Genomic DNA, 15,054 nt, shown 5'->3' on the forward strand with positions numbered 1-15,054 from the left:
AACGTCGCCGAGCCGCCCTTCGCCGGCCAAGCCTTCGTTGACGGCGTTCGGATCATCGCCTCGCTGGGCACGCCGCTGTGCATACATCCCTGGAGAGTCGGCCTGCCGCCAGGGCGCTACGCCTCCCGCGGAGAGCCTCTCCCTTCTCGGCTTGGCCAGCAGGTCGACGACTGTCTCATGAGACAGTCGGATTCTGGAGAACATCCGTACCGGGTGGGGATGCCCGTCGGTGAGTACAAGTCGGCTGGAGTGCCGGTGCCGGACCTCGACAGCCCGGCGCCGGCCCCCACGCCGGAGGCCCTGGAGCTGCCGGAGCGGCTGGAGGACCTTGAAGGCTGGCTGGTCGCGATGTTGCGTAGCGTGCCGCAGGAGCGGATGTTCGGCGCGGTCGCCCGCGCCGAACGTGAGGCCGGCACCCGGTTCGCCTCGCGCGAGGTGGTGAAGGCGATGCGCAAGGTGTTGTCGCGGGAGCTGACCCGGGCCTGAGCCGCTCAGCCGGCGGCAGGAACCGGCTCGTCGAAGTTGATGCTCGTCGTAGCGCCGTGGCCCTGGATGCCGATCGACTCGTACAGCCGGCCGAGCACGTCGAGGCGGCGGTTGACCTCGCTGGTGGGCAGCCAGTACCGCATCGGTTTCGGGCCCCAGCCGGCCGCCGCGTACAGCTGGTCGGTCTCGCCGCCGACCTCGTAGCCGAACTCCTCCAGGTCGGTGGCGTGGTTGAACCGGATCCCGAGGTCCTCCTGGATCTTGGTCATCACGTTCCACTGCGCGAGGATCGCGTGGACCATCTCGTCGACCGGCGCGGCGACCAGCAGCTCGGCCCGATCCTCGTCGCCGGTGGCCTCCAGCACGGCGGCCTTGAGCGCGAGCACCCGCAGGCCCTCGACCGCCAGCTTCGGCGAGTCCTGCTCCACGTTCCAGTCGTTGATCGTGGCGTAGCCGGTCGTGGTGAACCAGCAACACGTGTACTTCAGCGAACTCTCGGTCAGGTGGGTGTAGAGCGGGTGCGCCTCGATCTGGGCGAGGATCTCGGCGGCCCGGGCGCCGACGGCGGGGATGTCCAGGTCGGTGGTCATAGCGGTGCTCCTTCCGATGAGGGGAGAGGATCCGGCCGAACCGGCGTGAAGCACGTCGGCGGCCAATGCACCCAGCGTCACCGGACGGCTGCGGGTTGAGAACCCCTCCGGTGTTGCGGCAACATCGACGGCAACGGATCCCGAGGGGGCGGCCTGGTGATGGACGCCGACAGCGACGCCGTACGCCACGTCTTCGGCGTGGTCCTGCACCACCTGCGCACCGAGGCCGGGCTAAGCCTGCGCGCCCTGGCCGCCCAGGCCCGCTACGACCACACCCGGCTCAGCCGCGCCGATCCAGCGCATCGTCGACCGAGCGCGCCTCCAACGCGCGCACCGTCGCCAGCAGGGTGGCCAGCTTGCGCGCGTACGGATGCCGGCGCAACGTCGGCGCCTTCGCCTCCAACCCGTACCGGGCCAGCTCCCACACCCGCCGGCGCGGCACCACCCCCACGTCGAGCGCGCCCAGGCCCAGCCCGGCGACCTCACCGACCCGCTGCAGGGCACGGAATATCCCCGTGCCCGACGTCCTCGTGACCGGCGTGCGCAACCGCTCCAACTGCGAAAACCGGGAACCGTCCGGCACATCGAGCAGCCCCTCCAACAGCCGGACCTGATCAGCCGACACCAGGCACGACAGCCGCTCGTGCAGCCGGTCCGTGGCCTGCGCCCGGACCTGCCGAACGACGCGGGGAGTCCTCGATACCCGAATCCGGCGTCACCGACCTGCCAGACCTCTCGGCGCGCTCGGGAAGAGGCGGTTACCGCCGCGCTCGGCCGTTCCGATGCGATCAACTCCGAGTCGACGCGGCCCGCCAGCTCCGCGGTCATGGCGGCAACCGCGGTGTGCGCGTCGACGTCGCGCGGAAGCCGCCGCACCGCGTCCCGGCAAGCCGCCATGGCCCACCAGCCGCCAGCCACGCTTCCGTAACGCCGGCCGCTCACGTCCGTGGCGCCATCGATAGCGGCCGCGTGCTCGCACACTTCGGAATCCCCGTACTTGCCGAGTACGAGCTGTTCCACGATCTCCACAGATCCGATCTTCGCTCACAAGACGCTTGAGCATGAGAACGCAACGCGAGGCGGAGGGTGATCCTGCTCTGCCTCGGGGATGTCGGCGAAGCCGTCCTTTTAGGGTTGGTGCGGCTTGCCGCACTGCCTCTATGGCATCCTAGGATGATAGGACAGACCCTTACCGCAGCGCCTCGCCGGCCCAGCGGGCCACCACCTCAAGCACCCGCGCCCGCCCGGCGAACCTCTCCGGCCAGCTCCGCGAGTCGTAGGCCGCCGCGTGCTGATCCCGCATCAACGCGTCGATCATCCGCGGCGCGAGCCAGAAGTACTTGGCCGCCCCGGTGACCATGATCGCCCGCTGCACCAGAGCAGGATCGACATCGGACATCCCGCGTACGTAGCCCTCCGTGACCGCGGCCAGCACCCCGTCCATCAGCGACAGGTCGACCAGCCCGTCCAGGAACGTGTCCAGCGCGAGGTTCGCCGCGTCCTCCCCGATCGCGCCCGGCCCGGTGAACGCCCAGTCCAGCAGCACCGGCCCGGACTCGGCGAGCACCAGATTCATCGGCCACACGTCGTGATGGCACAACGTCCGCGGCAGGGCGCCGGCCACCGCCAACAGATCATGGCGCCGCGCCCACATCTCCCGTAGCCCGGCGCGCAACTGCGGCGTCCAGGCCGACACCACCACCGGATGATCCCAATCCAGTTCCGGGGGTACGGGCTGGGCCAGCGTGTAGTCGCGCAAAAAGTCCCGGGCCAGCCAGGCGAATCCCGGCGGGCTGCCGATCCACCGCGACTGCGCCACCCCGAGCCGGTACGCGACATTCCCCAGATCCGCCGGCCGCCACACCCGCATCGGCGCCCCGCGCACATCGGCGAACAGCATCACGATCGAGCCGTCGGCGCGCTCCTCGATCTCGTACAGTTCCGGAACCGCCAGTCCACCCGCGGCGAACGCAGTCCGCGCCAGCCCCTCCTGATACGCGATCGGCTCCCGCCGCCAATAGTTGAAATGACCGGGGTCATCGCTGGCCGCCAGATGCGCGGCCGCCCCGGGACGCCGCCGCATGACCATTTTCCGCACCGCGGTCCCACCGGCCCACGGAACGCGCCACACCCCGCCGGTGACCTCATTGGCAGTGCCGTACGTCAATTGCTCCTCGGGTGCGCTCACGGCCGAGAAATCCGGGTGATCCACATGGTTCCGGATGGTAGACCTGCCGGATGCCCGAATTCCGGCCCGGCGTGGAACTGGCCCGCCGCTTCTACCTCGAGGCGGTCCGCCCGCTGCTCGGCGACCGCCCGCACATCGCCGCCCGGATCGGCCCCGGCAGCGACGTGCTCGGCTACGACACCGAACGCTCCACCGACCACGACTGGGGTCCCCGCGTCGACCTGTTCCTCGACGACCCCGGCGACCTGGGCGAGGAACTGCGGCACCGGCTGCCGAAGAGCTTCCTGGGCTGGCCGGTCAACTTCGCCCCGCCCGGCGCCCGGGTCCGCTCGATGGCCGCCACCGACGGCCCGGTCGACCACTACGTCACCGTGACCCGCCTGGACAGCTGGCTGCGCACCCGGATCGGCGCGGACCCGCACTGGCTGGCGATCCCCTGGCAGCGGCTCGCCGAGATCACCGGCGGCGCCGTCTTCCACGACCCGCGCGGCGAGCTCACCGCGGTCCGCGACCGGCTCACCTGGTACCCGGACGAGCTCTGGCGGTACGTGCTGGGCTGCCAGTGGGCCCGGATCGGCCGGGAGGAGGCGTTCGTGGGCCGCACCGCGGAGCTCGGCGACGACCCGGGATCGCGGATCGTGACCGCCTGCCTCGCCCGCGATCTGGCCCGCCTGCTGCTGTTGCAGCAACGGCGCTGGCCGCCGTACGGCAAATGGCTCACCACCGCGATCCGGAACGACCCGGCGGCGAACCACCTGACCCGGGCATTGTCGGCAGACGATGCGGATCGCAGATCCGCGGCCCTCTGCGACGCCTACGAGGAAGCCGCCCGCCGGCAGAACGCCCTGCGGCTCTGCGCGCCCCAGGAAACGCGGCGCAGGCCGTTCTTCGACCGCGGCTATCCGGTGATCGACGCCGGACGGTTCGCCGCCGCGCTCCTCGACGGCCAAGCCCCGATCGGGTCCATCGATCAGCTCTGCGACAACAGCGACGTGCTGGAACGGCCCGCATTCTGCATCGCCGTGAGCAACGCGGCGCACTCTTCAGGAGCACACCCCCGGCCGGGCGGGCCGGGGGCTCACCTCAGTCCAGGACGGTCACCGCGACGTCGTGACCCCCGTAGTTCTCCGGGATCACGGTGACGATCGCGCCACCCATCTCCTTGGCCTCACGGAGGACGTGCCCGACCATCGGCGGACCGGTGAGCAGCCGGCACATCGGGTGATGCTCCAGCCGCGGCCGGGCGTAGTTCCCCGCCTCCACCGAGGCCTCCCCGTGCAGCGGCAACTCGACGACCCGGCGATCCAGCATGTACTCCCACATCGCCGGCGTGGCTTTCAGGACCACCTGCGCCTCCAGGACAGCGGCGGCCGGAGCGACCACACTGAACCTGTCGACCTCCGCATCCGCCAGCATGTTCATCACCGCGGGGTGCCCGTTGAAGAGTTCCACCAGCGCGGAGGCGTCCAGGATATAGGGCTGGGTCCCGGTCATCCGGCGATGGCCTTCCGCCGTGCCGCCCATTCCGTCAAGCGGCGGTTGCTGTTCTCGATCCACGCCCGGTAGCGCCCTTCGTCGTCCTCGGTCCACGGCTTCGGTGCGGGCAGTCCCAGCTCCGCACAGAAGAGTTCCTGAAACTGCCGATGCCGGGCAGCTTCTTGAAGGATGTTGTCATGCGACATGTTGACCAGGGTACAGGGCACACCCCACATACGACTAGTTGTCGCACGACCGGGTGAGCGTGAAGATTCCTGGATCAGGCCCGGTACGCTGGCCGCGGACCCGCAAGGAGCGTCCGTGCTTCCGTCCGCATTCGTGTTCCTCGCCCTCGCGTTCAACTGCCTCGGCGCCGGCTCCTACCTCTACAGATCCGCCCGCCGCGAGATCCAGCCGTTGCTCGGGTTCAGCATGGCGGCGGTCGTCACGCTGCGGCGTCACCGGGCGGCGGCAGATCGGCGACCGTGACGGTACGAGTCGACGGATGATCCACGAACTCGTCCCAGATCGCGCGGAACACGGCTACCAACTGGCCGCCCGGATCGTTGATCAGCACCTCACCCCAGATCCGCAGGGCGCCCGGGTCGTCGCCGTACTCCTGCAGCTGCAACACCACCGCCGTACGGTCCACGATGATGAACTTGAAGGGGAACCGCCGCCGGGTCACCCGCAGTGACACCTTGCCGGCTCGCGCCCGTTGCAGTCCGACCATGTGGTGACAGTGCTTGACCAGCTGCGGCGTGCGCGCGTGACGCAGCGACGATTCCGGTTCCACCACCTGGATGATCCGGCGGTACGAGATACCCGGACTCGTTTGCCGCACCAGCGCGTCGAAGGACTCGAACGCGTCGGCCTGGTACTGCGCGTCCATCGCCTCGTTGGGCCAGCTACCATCCTCGAGCAGCAGGTCGAGGATGAGGATCTCCTCCTTCGCGGCTCCCATCAGCTGACGCGTCCGATCGGTCTCGACGGATTTCGCCTCGTTCAGCTCGCTGAGCGTCAACGCGTCGGCTCGCATGCCGACATTCGCCGCCATCGCCGCGATCTCCCGCCTGACAGCGGCGATCCGGCGATCGGTGGAGCCCGCCAGACGCCTGTGTTCGACTGTCGTGCCGCGGATCGTGGTGAGCAGCTCCCGGTCGGCCTGAAGTCGGCTGTCGATGGTCGCGGTCAGCCCGGTCAGCAGTGCCACGACAAGCAGACAGACCACGATCGCGGCGGCTGCGGCCAGCCGTAGCTGGTTGTCGGCGAGTTCCTGCACCGCGGCGCCGAGCACGGCCGCGATCAGCGCGCCGCACACCGCGAAGACGATCCGCCAATGCTTGACGACCCATGCCCTGAGGCGCCGCCGCTCCGCCATGACGCGAGTGTTCCACGACCACGCGAGCCCATCGATACGCCGGGCGGCTGACGCCTACCGGTCAATGCCGCGCACAGCACCTCGGTGACCAGCCGGACGAGGTCGTCGCCGGCCACGCGTGCACCCGCCGGCGGACCCGACCAGCCCGCAGCGTCCCCGGCACCGTGGTTGCCACTGCGTTGGTGTCACCGGACGAGTGTTTCTGCAGGTAACCTGCATCCGCAACGCCGTCGCGCGCACGCACGAGCACATATTGTGGGCGGGCGACGCCGATGAGAAGAGACCTCCATGCCGTACCTTCGCTGGCCCCACGCCCGCGACACCGCCGAGCGGGTCGACGCGGAGCTGGAGTCGTCGCGCGCCGGCGTGCGGGCGCTGTGGATCTCGCTGGCCGTGCTCGGCGCCACAGCCGTGGCGCAGGCCGTGATCTTCTGGTTCGCCGGCTCGGCCGCGCTGCTCGGCGACACCCTGCACAACGCCGCCGGCGCGCTGACCGCCGTACCGTTGGGAATCGCCTTCTGGCTGGGCCGGCGGGCCGCCACCCGGTCGTACACCCAGGGTTTCGGCCGCGCCGGCGACCTGGCCGGCGTCGCCGTCGTCCTGGTGATCGCGGCATCCGCCGCGGTTTCCGCGGCCTTCGCGGTCCACCGCCTGGCCGAGCCGCGGACCGTCACCCACCTGCCCTGGATGCTCGCGGCCGGCGTGACCGGTTTCGCCGGCAACGAGCTCGTCGCCCGCTACCGCATCGCCGTCGGCCGCCGGATCGGCTCGGCCGCCCTGGTCGCCGACGGACTGTACGCCCGCACCGACGGCTTCGCCTCACTCTCCGTCGTCCTGGCCGCGGCCGGTGCGGCACTCGGCTGGCACTGGGCGGATCCGGTCGTCGGGCTCCTGCTCACCCTCGTCGTCGTGCTCGTCGTCAAGGACACCGGCCGCAACCTCTGCCGGCGGCTGATGGACCGCGTCGACCCGGAGCTCGCCGGCCGCGCCGAGCGCGAGCTGCGGCTGGTCCCCGGCGTCCGCGACGTCTGCGGCCTGCGTCTGCGCTGGATCGGACACCACCTGCACGCCGAGGCCGCAATCGTGGTCGACGCCGCGCTGACCCTGATGGCCGCCCACGAGATCGCCGCCGACGCCGAGCACCAGCTCACCCACCACGTCCCGCGCCTCACCGGGGCCACCGTGCACGCCACCCCCGACACCCACCCGGGCGCCGAGCAGCACCTGCGCGTCTCCCCCGCCCGCACGACCGGGTGAGAGACATTCACCAGCTTCATGAGGTACGCCGTGGCCACCGGTCGGCCGCCGCGCCCGGATAGAGTCCGTCCGTGACAGAGATCGCCCTGGCCACTCCGGCCGATCGCACGAAAGTGCTCGCCAGTCTCGTCCCCGCGTTCGAGAACGATCCGGTGCTGCGCCATCTGTTCCCCGACGACGACACCTACCCGGAGCACGCCGCCGCCTTCTTCGGCGGCCTCTTCGACAAGCGGGTCGGCCGCGACGCGATCTGGATCGCCGAGGGCGGCAACGCCGTCGCCATCTGGGAACCGCCCGCCGACGGCACCCCGCCGGCCGCGCCCGGCCGGGGCCTGCCCGCCGACGTGGAGAAGCGCATCGACGCGTACGACCACGCCGTCCACGCCCTGCTGCCGGACGGGCCGTACTGGTATCTCGGGGTCCTCGGCACCCACCCGGACCACCGGGGCCGCCGCCTGGGCCACGCCGTGATGGCCGAAGGCCTCCGGCGCGCCGCCGCGGCCGGGCTCCCGGCGATCCTGGAGACCTCCACCGAGGGCAACGTCGCGATGTACCAGCGGGCCGGCTGGGAGGTCGTCGCCTCCACCACCGACCCGCTGCCGCTCTGGGTGCTCGCCCACCACACTCGCACCCGGTAGGCGTCCCCGCCGGCCCGCGATCCGCCGGTGACGGCGGATCGCGGGTCCGCGACGGATCAGGCCGGACGGTAGATGTCCGGCTCCAGGTAGATCACCTTCGCGGTGGGCACCGCCGCCCGGACCCGGGCCTCGGCGTCGTCGATGGTCGCCGCGATGTCCCGGCCCTCGTCGTGCTCACCGACCGCGATCTTCGCCGCCAGCAACAACTCGTCCGGGCCCAGATGCATGGTGCGCAGGTGGATCACCCGCAGCACGCCCGGTGAGCTGACCAGCGCCTTCTCGATCGCGGTGAGCTGCTCCGGAACCGCCGACTCACCGATGATCAGGCTCTTGGTCTCCACCGCCAGCACCACCGCCACACTCACCAGCAACACGCCGATCAGCAGCGTCGACACCCCGTCGTAGATGCCGTTGCCGGTGGCCACGCTCAAGCTCACCCCCAGCAGCGCGAACAGCAGGCCGAGCAGGGCGCCGCTGTCCTCCAGCAGGATCACCGGCAGCTCCGGGTTGCGGCTGCGCACGATGAACCGGAACCAGCTGCGCTTGCCGCGCACCCGGTTCGCCTCCCCGACAGCGGTCCGCAGCGCGTAGCCCTCCAGCACCGCGGCGATCAGCAGCACGATCACCGCGACCAGCGGGGACTCCAGCGGATGCGGATCGACGATCTTGTGATATCCCTCGTAGACCGCGTACAGCCCGCCGAGGCTGAACAGGATGATCGCCACCAGGAACGCGTAGACGTAGCGCTCCCGGGCATAACCGAACGGGTGCAGCGCCGAGGCCGGCCGTTTCGCGCGGCGGCCACCGACGAGCAGGAGCACCTGGTTGGTCGAGTCGGCCACCGAGTGCACGCCCTCGGCGAGCATGGAGGCCGAGCCCGTGACGGCCGCGGCGACGAATTTGGATACACCGATCGCGAGGTTCGCGCTCAGCGCCGTCACCACGGCCCTAGTACTGCCTTCGGTTGCCATCAGATCCTTCCTCGAAGTCGAGGATCCATTGTCTCAGGAAGATCAAGAGACCGAATTGACGAAGCTCACCCCTGGCCCCTGCGGGATCCCCTCCGGGTCATCCCGGATGTGATCAAGAAGGTGAATCGGCACGATTCCGGATGTCTCGATGTCTTTGTGATCTGGAGGGCGCCGTGCACCGTCTCCTGCTCCCCGTCGCCGCATTGCTGCTGGTCGCGGCCTGCGGAACCACGACCGGCACCCCGGCCGCCGCGCCGGCCGTCTCGAACCCGCACACCGGGCACTCGCCCGGCTCGGCGCCGCCACCGGCGCCGCTGCGCGACGGGGAACGGTTCGTCGACCTGGCCCTCCCCCAGCCGTACACGCCGCAGGCGCCGAACGGCGGCACCGACGACTACCGCTGCTTCCTGGTCGACCCCGGGCTGAGCGCCACGTCGTACCTGACCGGAAGCCGGTTCCTCCCGCAGAACGCGGCCATCGTGCACCACGCGATCTTCTACCGGCTCGACCCGAAGCAGGCCACCGAGGCCGCCGAGGCCGACGCGCGGACCCCCGGCGAGGGCTGGACCTGCTTCGGCGACGCCGGCGTGCAGGGCCAGACCGCGTGGGTGGCGCACTGGGCGCCGGGCGCCGGCGAGACGCTGATGCCGGCCGGCTACGGCTTCTCCATGCCGCCCGGCAGCAAGCTGGTCATGCAGGTGCACTACAACCTGCTGGAGACCGGCACGGCCGGCCAGACGGACCGGTCCGGCATCCAGCTGCGCGTGGCCGGCGGCACGTCCTCGCTGAAGGGCCTCACCACGGACCTGTTCCCGGCCCCGATCGAACTGCCCTGCGCCCCCGGCGAGTCCGGCCCGCTCTGCGACCGCGACGCCGCCATCGCCGACGTGGGCAGCCGCTTCGGCGCGGACGCCGGCCAGCAGGAGGGCCAGCTGATCCAGGGCTGCAGCGGCGGCAAGGTGCGGCCCGGCGACACCCAGCACTGCGACCAGCCCATCCAGAAGCCCGGCACGATCTACATGGCGGCCGGTCACATGCACCTGCTGGGCCGCGCCATCAAGATCGAGCTGAACCCGGGGAAGCCCGGCGCGCAGACGATCCTGGACGTCCCGCAGTACAACTTCGACAACCAGGCGCTGGTCCCGCTGCCCAAGCCGATCGCGGTCAAGCCGGGCGACACCGTGCGGGTGACCTGCACCCATGACGCCAAACTGCGCAAACTGCTGCCGCAGCTGCAAAAGCTCCCGCCGCGGTACGTGGTGTGGGGCGAAGGCACCAGCGACGAGATGTGCCTGGGCATCCTGGTGGCCGCCCCCGCCTGACGGACCCGCCGTCGATGCGGTGGCATCGTCGGTTCCCCGCCGAGCTTGAGCGGGGAACCGACGACGTCTCTACTCCGGTGGCCCGCCGAGCAGGTACGGGGAGTCGGCGACGCCACCGCTCCGGTGGCCCGTACCGCGACGGGAGCCCGGCTCGTCGCTGTTCCCTGGCCGCCATTGTGTTCGGCGCTGCGCCGCCTTAGCCATCCTAGGAGGATAGGACGAGAACTGTTCGTCTTGGACGCCCGTGAGCGCCAGCCAGGCAGGGCTGAGCCGCGCCACGGGCGGCCGCGGAGCGAAGGGCGCGGCGCAGCCGAAGCGGCGGGATCACCGGATCGGGCGGCCGGGCACACGAAACGGTGACGGTCCGGGCGGCCGGGCAAGAGCACGTTTGAACCTGTCACAGGGCATCTGGCCTCGTGACAAGCGACGGATCGACGCACCACCGGTGGGACGCGCGCCAAAGTTTCCGCAATATCTTGGGCTCATGGGCTACTCACAGGGTTGCTCTGTGCCTATAGTCGCTTGCATGAAGGCAAAAAGGATTCGATTGATGGGAACCTTTGAGATCGGCATCCGGCTGGGGTCGATCAGCCGGCAACGGGTGAATCAGTTGACCGCGAAGACCCACTTCCCCAAGCCCGCCGCCGTCCTGTCCCAGGGCCGGGTCTGGCTCGCCGAGGACATCGAGGAATGGATCAGCGTCCACCGCGCCGAGCCGGCGCGCCGACCCGCCCGGGCGGCCGAACGCTGATCCTGGGCGGTCACCGGCCGCCGGCCACGGACCTGTTCGATCCGCGCCGGAGAAATCGCTTCCCGGCGCACCGAAGGTCCGCCCTCCCGGGCGAACTCACGGCCAGCGACAGAGGCGCCGGCACCCGGAAACCGGCCGGGCACGACCGGGCACGGCGGAGGGCGAGCGCCGCCGGGCACGGCCCGCAGGCCAGCGCGGCCAAGAGGCGAGGACTGCCGACAAGGTGGGCCGGGCCAGCCGGTGCTCCAGGATCAGCGACCTCAGCGACTCGTACACGTCGTCGCTGAGCACTCAGCGGCGGATCGGCCCCGGCACATCGAGCTTTCCCGATAAGCTGACCAGTGCCCGCGAAGGGATTGGACAGATACGTGGATCCCATAGGATCTACGAAAGGACCGGGAAGTGGATCCGTTCGAGCGTGTGCCGCTGGGCGGCACCGGCGTCACCGTCACCCGCCTCGGCATGGGCCTGGCCCCGATCGGCGGGCTGTATGCGCCGGTCGGCGACGTCGGCGCGACCGCCGCCGTGGACGCCGCCTGGGAGCTGGGCATCCGGTTCTTCGACACCGCGCCGCTCTACGGCGCCGGCCTCTCCGAGCGCCGCGCCGGCGCCGCGCTGCGCGGCCGGAGCGGCTTCACGCTGTCCACCAAGGTCGGCCGCCGGCTGGTCGCCGGCGGCGACGCCGGGGACAGCACGTGGTCCGAGCCGTCCGGCGCCGCACCGCTCTGGGACTTCACCGCTGAGGGGGTACGGTCGCAGCACCGCCAGAGCCTCGAGCGCCTGGGCCTGGACCGGGTCGACGTGCTGCACCTGCACGACCCCGACGAGCACTTCCCGGCCGCGCTGCACGAGGCGCTGCCCGCCCTTGTGGAGCTGCGCGAGGAGGGCCGGATCGGCGCCGTCTCCGCCGGGATGAACCAGTCGGCGATGCTCACCGAGTTCGCGCGCACCGGCCACTTCGACTGTTTCCTGCTCGCCGGGCGGTACACCCTGCTCGACCAGTCGGGCCTGCGGGATCTGCTGCCCGAGTGCACGCGGCGCGGCATCTCGGTGATCTGCGGTGGCGTCTACAACTCCGGGATCCTCGCCGACCCGGAGCGCAACGGCACCTACGACTACCGCAGCGCGCCGCCGGAGATCCTCGTCCGGGCACGGGCGATGGCCGCGGTGTGCGCGCGGTACGGCGTGCCGCTGCGGGCTGCCGCCCTGCAGTTCCCGCTGGCGCATCCGGCCGTCGCGTCCGTGCTGATCGGCATGCGCTCGGCGGCGGAGGCGGCGGACGCGGCCGCGATGGCCGCCCTGGAGATCCCCGGCGAGCTCTGGCACGACCTGATCAAGAACGGTCTGCTGGACGCCGAAGTGCCCCTCCCATGATCATCGACGCGCACCACCACCTGTGGACCGCCGACTATCCGTGGCTGGCCGCGGACGGCCTCGCGCCGATCCGGCGCGACTACACCATGGCCGACCTACGCCCGCACCTGGCCGCGGCCGGCGTGCAGCGCACCGTGCTGGTCGAGGCGGGGCTCCGTCAGGCCGCCGAGACCAGCCGTTTCCTGGCGCTGGCCGCGCGCACGCACGAGATCGCCGGGGTGGTGGGCTGGGCCGACCTGGCCGACCCGGACCTGCGGGCCATGCTGGCCCGGCACCGGTCCGGGCCGGGCGGCGACCGGCTGGTCGGGGTCCGCGACCAGGTTCAGGCCGGCCCCGACGACCTTCTGGACCGACCGGGCGTACGGGCGGGGCTCGCCACGGTCGCGGAGGCGGGACTGGTCAACGAGCTGGTGGTGCGCGCCACCCAGCTGCCGTCGGTGGCCCGGGCGGCCGCCGCGCTGCCGGACGCCACGTTCGTGCTGGACCACCTCGGCAAGCCGCCGATGCACGACCTGGCCGGCTGGGCACGGCTGATCGCTCCGGTGGCCGCCCGCCCGAACGTGGTGGCGAAACTGTCCGGTCTGGTGACCGAGGCGGGAGCCGGGTGGACCCGGGCGGTGCTCCGGCCGTACGTCCATCTCGCTCTTGACCTTTTCGGTCCGGACCGGCTGATGTTCGGTTCGGACTGGCCGGTGTGCGAGGTGGTGGCGACGTACGAGGAGGTGGTCGCCGTGCTCACCGGGATCCTCGGCGGGCGCCCCGGCGACGTGTTCGGCGCGACCGCGATCCGCGTCTACCGATTGGAGTGTCAGTGAGGTATCTGCGTGCTGGAGCACCTGGCGCGGAACGCCCGATCCTGTACGCCGACGGCGTGCTGCGCGACCTGTCCGAGGTGACGCCGGACATCGACGCGGCGTTCCTGGCCGGCGGCGGTTACACCGGCGACCCGGACGAGCTGCCCCCCGCCGACCTGGACCACCACCGGATCGGGCCGCCCATCGCCCGGCCCGGCGTGGTGCTCTGCATCGGGCAGAACTACGCCGCGCACGCCGCCGAGTCCGGCAACCGGCCGCCGGCCGAGCCGATCGTGTTCTACAAGGCGCCGAACACCGTGGTCGGCCCGGAGGACGACATCCTGATCCCGCCCGGCTCGCGGCGCACCGACTGGGAGGTGGAGCTGGGCGTCGTGATCGGCCGCACGGCGCGCTACCTGAGCGGCCCCGAGGAGGCGCTCGGGCACGTCGCCGGCTACGTGCTCAGCAACGACGTGTCGGAACGCGACTTCCAGTTCGACAGGTCGGGCGGGCAGTGGTCCAAGGGCAAGTCCTGCGAGACGTTCAACCCGCTCGGGCCGTGGCTGGTCAGCCCGGACGAGCTGACCTTCCCGCTGCGGCTGCGCTCCTGGGTCAACGGCGAGCCGCGGCAGGACTCCAGCACCGCCGACATGATCTTCGACGTGGCCTTCCTGATCTGGCACCTCTCGCAGTTCACCGTCCTGGAGCCGGGTGACCTGATCAGCACCGGGACGCCGGAGGGGGTGGCGCTGAGCGGGCGCTTCCCGTACCTGAGCGCCGGTGACGTGGTGGAGATGGAGATCGACGGCCTGGGGCGGCAGCGCAACGTGGTCAAGGGATGAGGGTCGCGTCGATCCGGTCGTACGACCTGCGCTTCCGCGCCTCGCGCGCGCTCGACGGGTCCGACGCGATGAACCCGGATCCGGACCACTCCGCGGCGTACCCGGTGCCGCGGGCGGACGACGGGTCCGAGGGGCACGGGTTCACGTTGACCGCCGGGCGCCGGAACGAGCTGTGCCGGGCGGCTCCAGCCCTTCTGTCCCGATACGCCTACCCGGAAGGCGCGGCCCGGCGATGACCGACCTGGAGGGAATGGTCGCCGCGATCACCGGCGGCGGCTCCGGCATCGGCGCCGCGTGCGCCCGGCGCCTGTCCGCCGGCGGAGCCCGGGTGGGAATCCTCGACCTGGACCCGGCCGGCGGGCCCGGCCTGCCGCTGACCACCGACGTGCGGGACCCGGCGTCGGTGGACGACGCCATGCGGGCGCTGGCCGAGGCGTACGGCGGCGTCGACATCCTGGTCAACAGCGCCGGCATCAGCGCGGTGGGCACCGTGGAGGCCAACGACGACGCCGAGTGGTCCCGGGTCCTGGACGTCAACGTGACAGGCGTGGCCCGGACCAGCCGTGCCGCCCTGCCCTACCTGCGCCGCAGCCGCTCCCCGGTGATCGTGAACCTGTCCTCCATCGCCGCGACGGCGGGGCTGGTGGAGCGGGCCCTCTACTGCGCCTCCAAGGGGGCGGTGCACGCGCTGACCCTGGCCATGGCCGCCGATCTGGTGGGCGACGGGATCCGGGTGTGCTGCGTGGCGCCGGGCACGGTCGACACGCCGTGGGTGGCCCGCCTGCTGGCGCGTACCGACGACCCGGACGCGGAGAAGGCCCGGCTCGCCGCCCGCCAGCCGACCGGGCGCCTGGTCACCGCGGAGGAGGTGGCCGCCGCGGTCGCCTACCTGGTCAGCCCCTCGTCCGGCGCCACCACCGGGATGTCCCTGGCCGTGGACGGCGGAATGTCCGGCCTCCGCCTGCCCTCCCGCTGATCTCCGCC

At 71.4% G+C, this 15,054-nt stretch carries 20 protein-coding genes; 12 read left to right on the plus strand and 8 right to left on the minus strand.

Annotated features, from left to right (window positions below; all coding sequences use genetic code 11):
• A partial coding sequence (locus Asi03nite_RS28830; protein WP_203683631.1) for a hypothetical protein occupies window positions 1-204 on the minus strand: 204 nt, incomplete at its 3' end.
• A 15-nt stretch (window positions 205-219) separates the two neighbouring features.
• Between Asi03nite_RS28830 and Asi03nite_RS28835 the strand changes: the two genes are divergently transcribed.
• Entirely contained in the window at window positions 220-486 is a 267-nt protein-coding gene (locus tag Asi03nite_RS28835) for a hypothetical protein (protein ID WP_239103000.1), read from the plus strand.
• 5 nt (window positions 487-491) lie between these two features.
• On the opposite strand, the gene Asi03nite_RS28840 is transcribed toward Asi03nite_RS28835, so the two are convergent.
• From Asi03nite_RS28840 to Asi03nite_RS28850, 3 genes are all read right to left on the minus strand, one after another.
• Window positions 492-1,076, minus strand: a complete 585-nt coding sequence (locus Asi03nite_RS28840; protein WP_203683632.1) for a hypothetical protein — start codon at window positions 1,074-1,076, stop codon at window positions 492-494.
• Window positions 1,077-1,356: 280 nt separating this feature from the next.
• The gene (locus Asi03nite_RS28845) at window positions 1,357-1,701 is read right to left on the minus strand and encodes a hypothetical protein (RefSeq protein WP_203683633.1); all 345 of its coding nucleotides are present in this window, start codon (window positions 1,699-1,701) and stop codon (window positions 1,357-1,359) included.
• 564 nt (window positions 1,702-2,265) lie between these two features.
• The gene (locus Asi03nite_RS28850; RefSeq protein WP_239103001.1) at window positions 2,266-3,264 is read right to left on the minus strand and encodes a phosphotransferase; all 999 of its coding nucleotides are present in this window, start codon (window positions 3,262-3,264) and stop codon (window positions 2,266-2,268) included.
• A 50-nt stretch (window positions 3,265-3,314) separates the two neighbouring features.
• On the opposite strand from Asi03nite_RS28850, the gene Asi03nite_RS28855 reads away from it, so the two are divergent.
• The gene (locus Asi03nite_RS28855; protein ID WP_203683634.1) at window positions 3,315-4,406 is read left to right on the plus strand and encodes a DUF4037 domain-containing protein; all 1,092 of its coding nucleotides are present in this window, start codon (window positions 3,315-3,317) and stop codon (window positions 4,404-4,406) included.
• On the opposite strand, the gene Asi03nite_RS28860 is transcribed toward Asi03nite_RS28855, so the two are convergent.
• Both Asi03nite_RS28860 and Asi03nite_RS28865 read right to left on the minus strand, forming a co-directional pair.
• Complete coding sequence (locus Asi03nite_RS28860; protein WP_203683635.1) at window positions 4,348-4,758, minus strand: hypothetical protein; 411 nt, start codon at window positions 4,756-4,758, stop codon at window positions 4,348-4,350. The two genes, Asi03nite_RS28855 and Asi03nite_RS28860, sit on opposite strands and share 59 nt — an antisense overlap.
• The gene (locus tag Asi03nite_RS28865) at window positions 4,755-4,946 is read right to left on the minus strand and encodes a hypothetical protein (RefSeq protein WP_203683636.1); all 192 of its coding nucleotides are present in this window, start codon (window positions 4,944-4,946) and stop codon (window positions 4,755-4,757) included. The genes Asi03nite_RS28860 and Asi03nite_RS28865 overlap by 4 nt, the downstream gene beginning before the upstream one ends.
• 115 nt (window positions 4,947-5,061) lie before the next feature.
• Between Asi03nite_RS28865 and Asi03nite_RS28870 the strand changes: the two genes are divergently transcribed.
• On the plus strand, window positions 5,062-5,229 hold the full coding sequence (locus tag Asi03nite_RS28870; RefSeq protein WP_203683637.1) for a hypothetical protein: 168 nt from the start codon (window positions 5,062-5,064) through the stop codon (window positions 5,227-5,229).
• Here Asi03nite_RS28870 and Asi03nite_RS28875 read toward each other — a convergent pair.
• A complete protein-coding gene (locus Asi03nite_RS28875; RefSeq protein ID WP_203683638.1) occupies window positions 5,186-6,121 on the minus strand; it encodes a hypothetical protein in 936 nt (311 codons plus the stop codon). The genes Asi03nite_RS28870 and Asi03nite_RS28875 overlap by 44 nt on opposite strands.
• 288 nt (window positions 6,122-6,409) lie before the next feature.
• Here Asi03nite_RS28875 and Asi03nite_RS28880 point away from each other — a divergent pair, with 288 nt between their 5' ends.
• Window positions 6,410-7,378: a cation diffusion facilitator family transporter gene (locus Asi03nite_RS28880; protein ID WP_203683639.1), complete on the plus strand. Its 969-nt coding sequence runs from the start codon at window positions 6,410-6,412 to the stop codon at window positions 7,376-7,378.
• Between the two features lie 71 nt (window positions 7,379-7,449).
• Window positions 7,450-8,016: a GNAT family N-acetyltransferase gene (locus tag Asi03nite_RS28885; protein WP_203683640.1), complete on the plus strand. Its 567-nt coding sequence runs from the start codon at window positions 7,450-7,452 to the stop codon at window positions 8,014-8,016.
• A 56-nt stretch (window positions 8,017-8,072) separates the two neighbouring features.
• Here the strand turns inward: Asi03nite_RS28885 and Asi03nite_RS28890 are convergent, their stop codons facing one another.
• Window positions 8,073-8,987, minus strand: a complete 915-nt coding sequence (locus Asi03nite_RS28890) for a cation diffusion facilitator family transporter (RefSeq protein ID WP_203683641.1) — start codon at window positions 8,985-8,987, stop codon at window positions 8,073-8,075.
• Between the two features lie 173 nt (window positions 8,988-9,160).
• Between Asi03nite_RS28890 and Asi03nite_RS28895 the strand changes: the two genes are divergently transcribed.
• From Asi03nite_RS28895 to Asi03nite_RS28925, 7 genes are all read left to right on the plus strand, one after another.
• Entirely contained in the window at window positions 9,161-10,309 is a 1,149-nt protein-coding gene (locus tag Asi03nite_RS28895; RefSeq protein WP_239103002.1) for a monooxygenase, read from the plus strand.
• Between the two features lie 550 nt (window positions 10,310-10,859).
• On the plus strand, window positions 10,860-11,060 hold the full coding sequence (locus Asi03nite_RS28900) for a MerR family transcriptional regulator (RefSeq protein ID WP_203683643.1): 201 nt from the start codon (window positions 10,860-10,862) through the stop codon (window positions 11,058-11,060).
• A gap of 402 nt (window positions 11,061-11,462) precedes the next feature.
• A complete protein-coding gene (locus tag Asi03nite_RS28905; RefSeq protein ID WP_239103003.1) occupies window positions 11,463-12,434 on the plus strand; it encodes an aldo/keto reductase in 972 nt (323 codons plus the stop codon).
• On the plus strand, window positions 12,431-13,249 hold the full coding sequence (locus tag Asi03nite_RS28910) for an amidohydrolase family protein (RefSeq protein ID WP_203683644.1): 819 nt from the start codon (window positions 12,431-12,433) through the stop codon (window positions 13,247-13,249). Before Asi03nite_RS28905 ends, Asi03nite_RS28910 begins: the two co-directional genes overlap by 4 nt.
• On the plus strand, window positions 13,246-14,070 hold the full coding sequence (locus Asi03nite_RS28915; RefSeq protein ID WP_203683645.1) for a fumarylacetoacetate hydrolase family protein: 825 nt from the start codon (window positions 13,246-13,248) through the stop codon (window positions 14,068-14,070). Before Asi03nite_RS28910 ends, Asi03nite_RS28915 begins: the two co-directional genes overlap by 4 nt.
• Window positions 14,067-14,306, plus strand: coding sequence for a hypothetical protein (locus Asi03nite_RS28920; RefSeq protein ID WP_203683646.1), 240 nt, complete (start codon window positions 14,067-14,069; stop codon window positions 14,304-14,306). The genes Asi03nite_RS28915 and Asi03nite_RS28920 overlap by 4 nt, the downstream gene beginning before the upstream one ends.
• Window positions 14,303-15,046, plus strand: coding sequence for an SDR family NAD(P)-dependent oxidoreductase (locus Asi03nite_RS28925; protein ID WP_203683647.1), 744 nt, complete (start codon window positions 14,303-14,305; stop codon window positions 15,044-15,046). Before Asi03nite_RS28920 ends, Asi03nite_RS28925 begins: the two co-directional genes overlap by 4 nt.
• Window positions 15,047-15,054 lie beyond the last annotated feature (8 nt).

Origin of the sequence: Actinoplanes siamensis (assembly GCF_016862395.1) — a bacterium.
Classification (GTDB): domain Bacteria; phylum Actinomycetota; class Actinomycetes; order Mycobacteriales; family Micromonosporaceae; genus Actinoplanes; species Actinoplanes siamensis.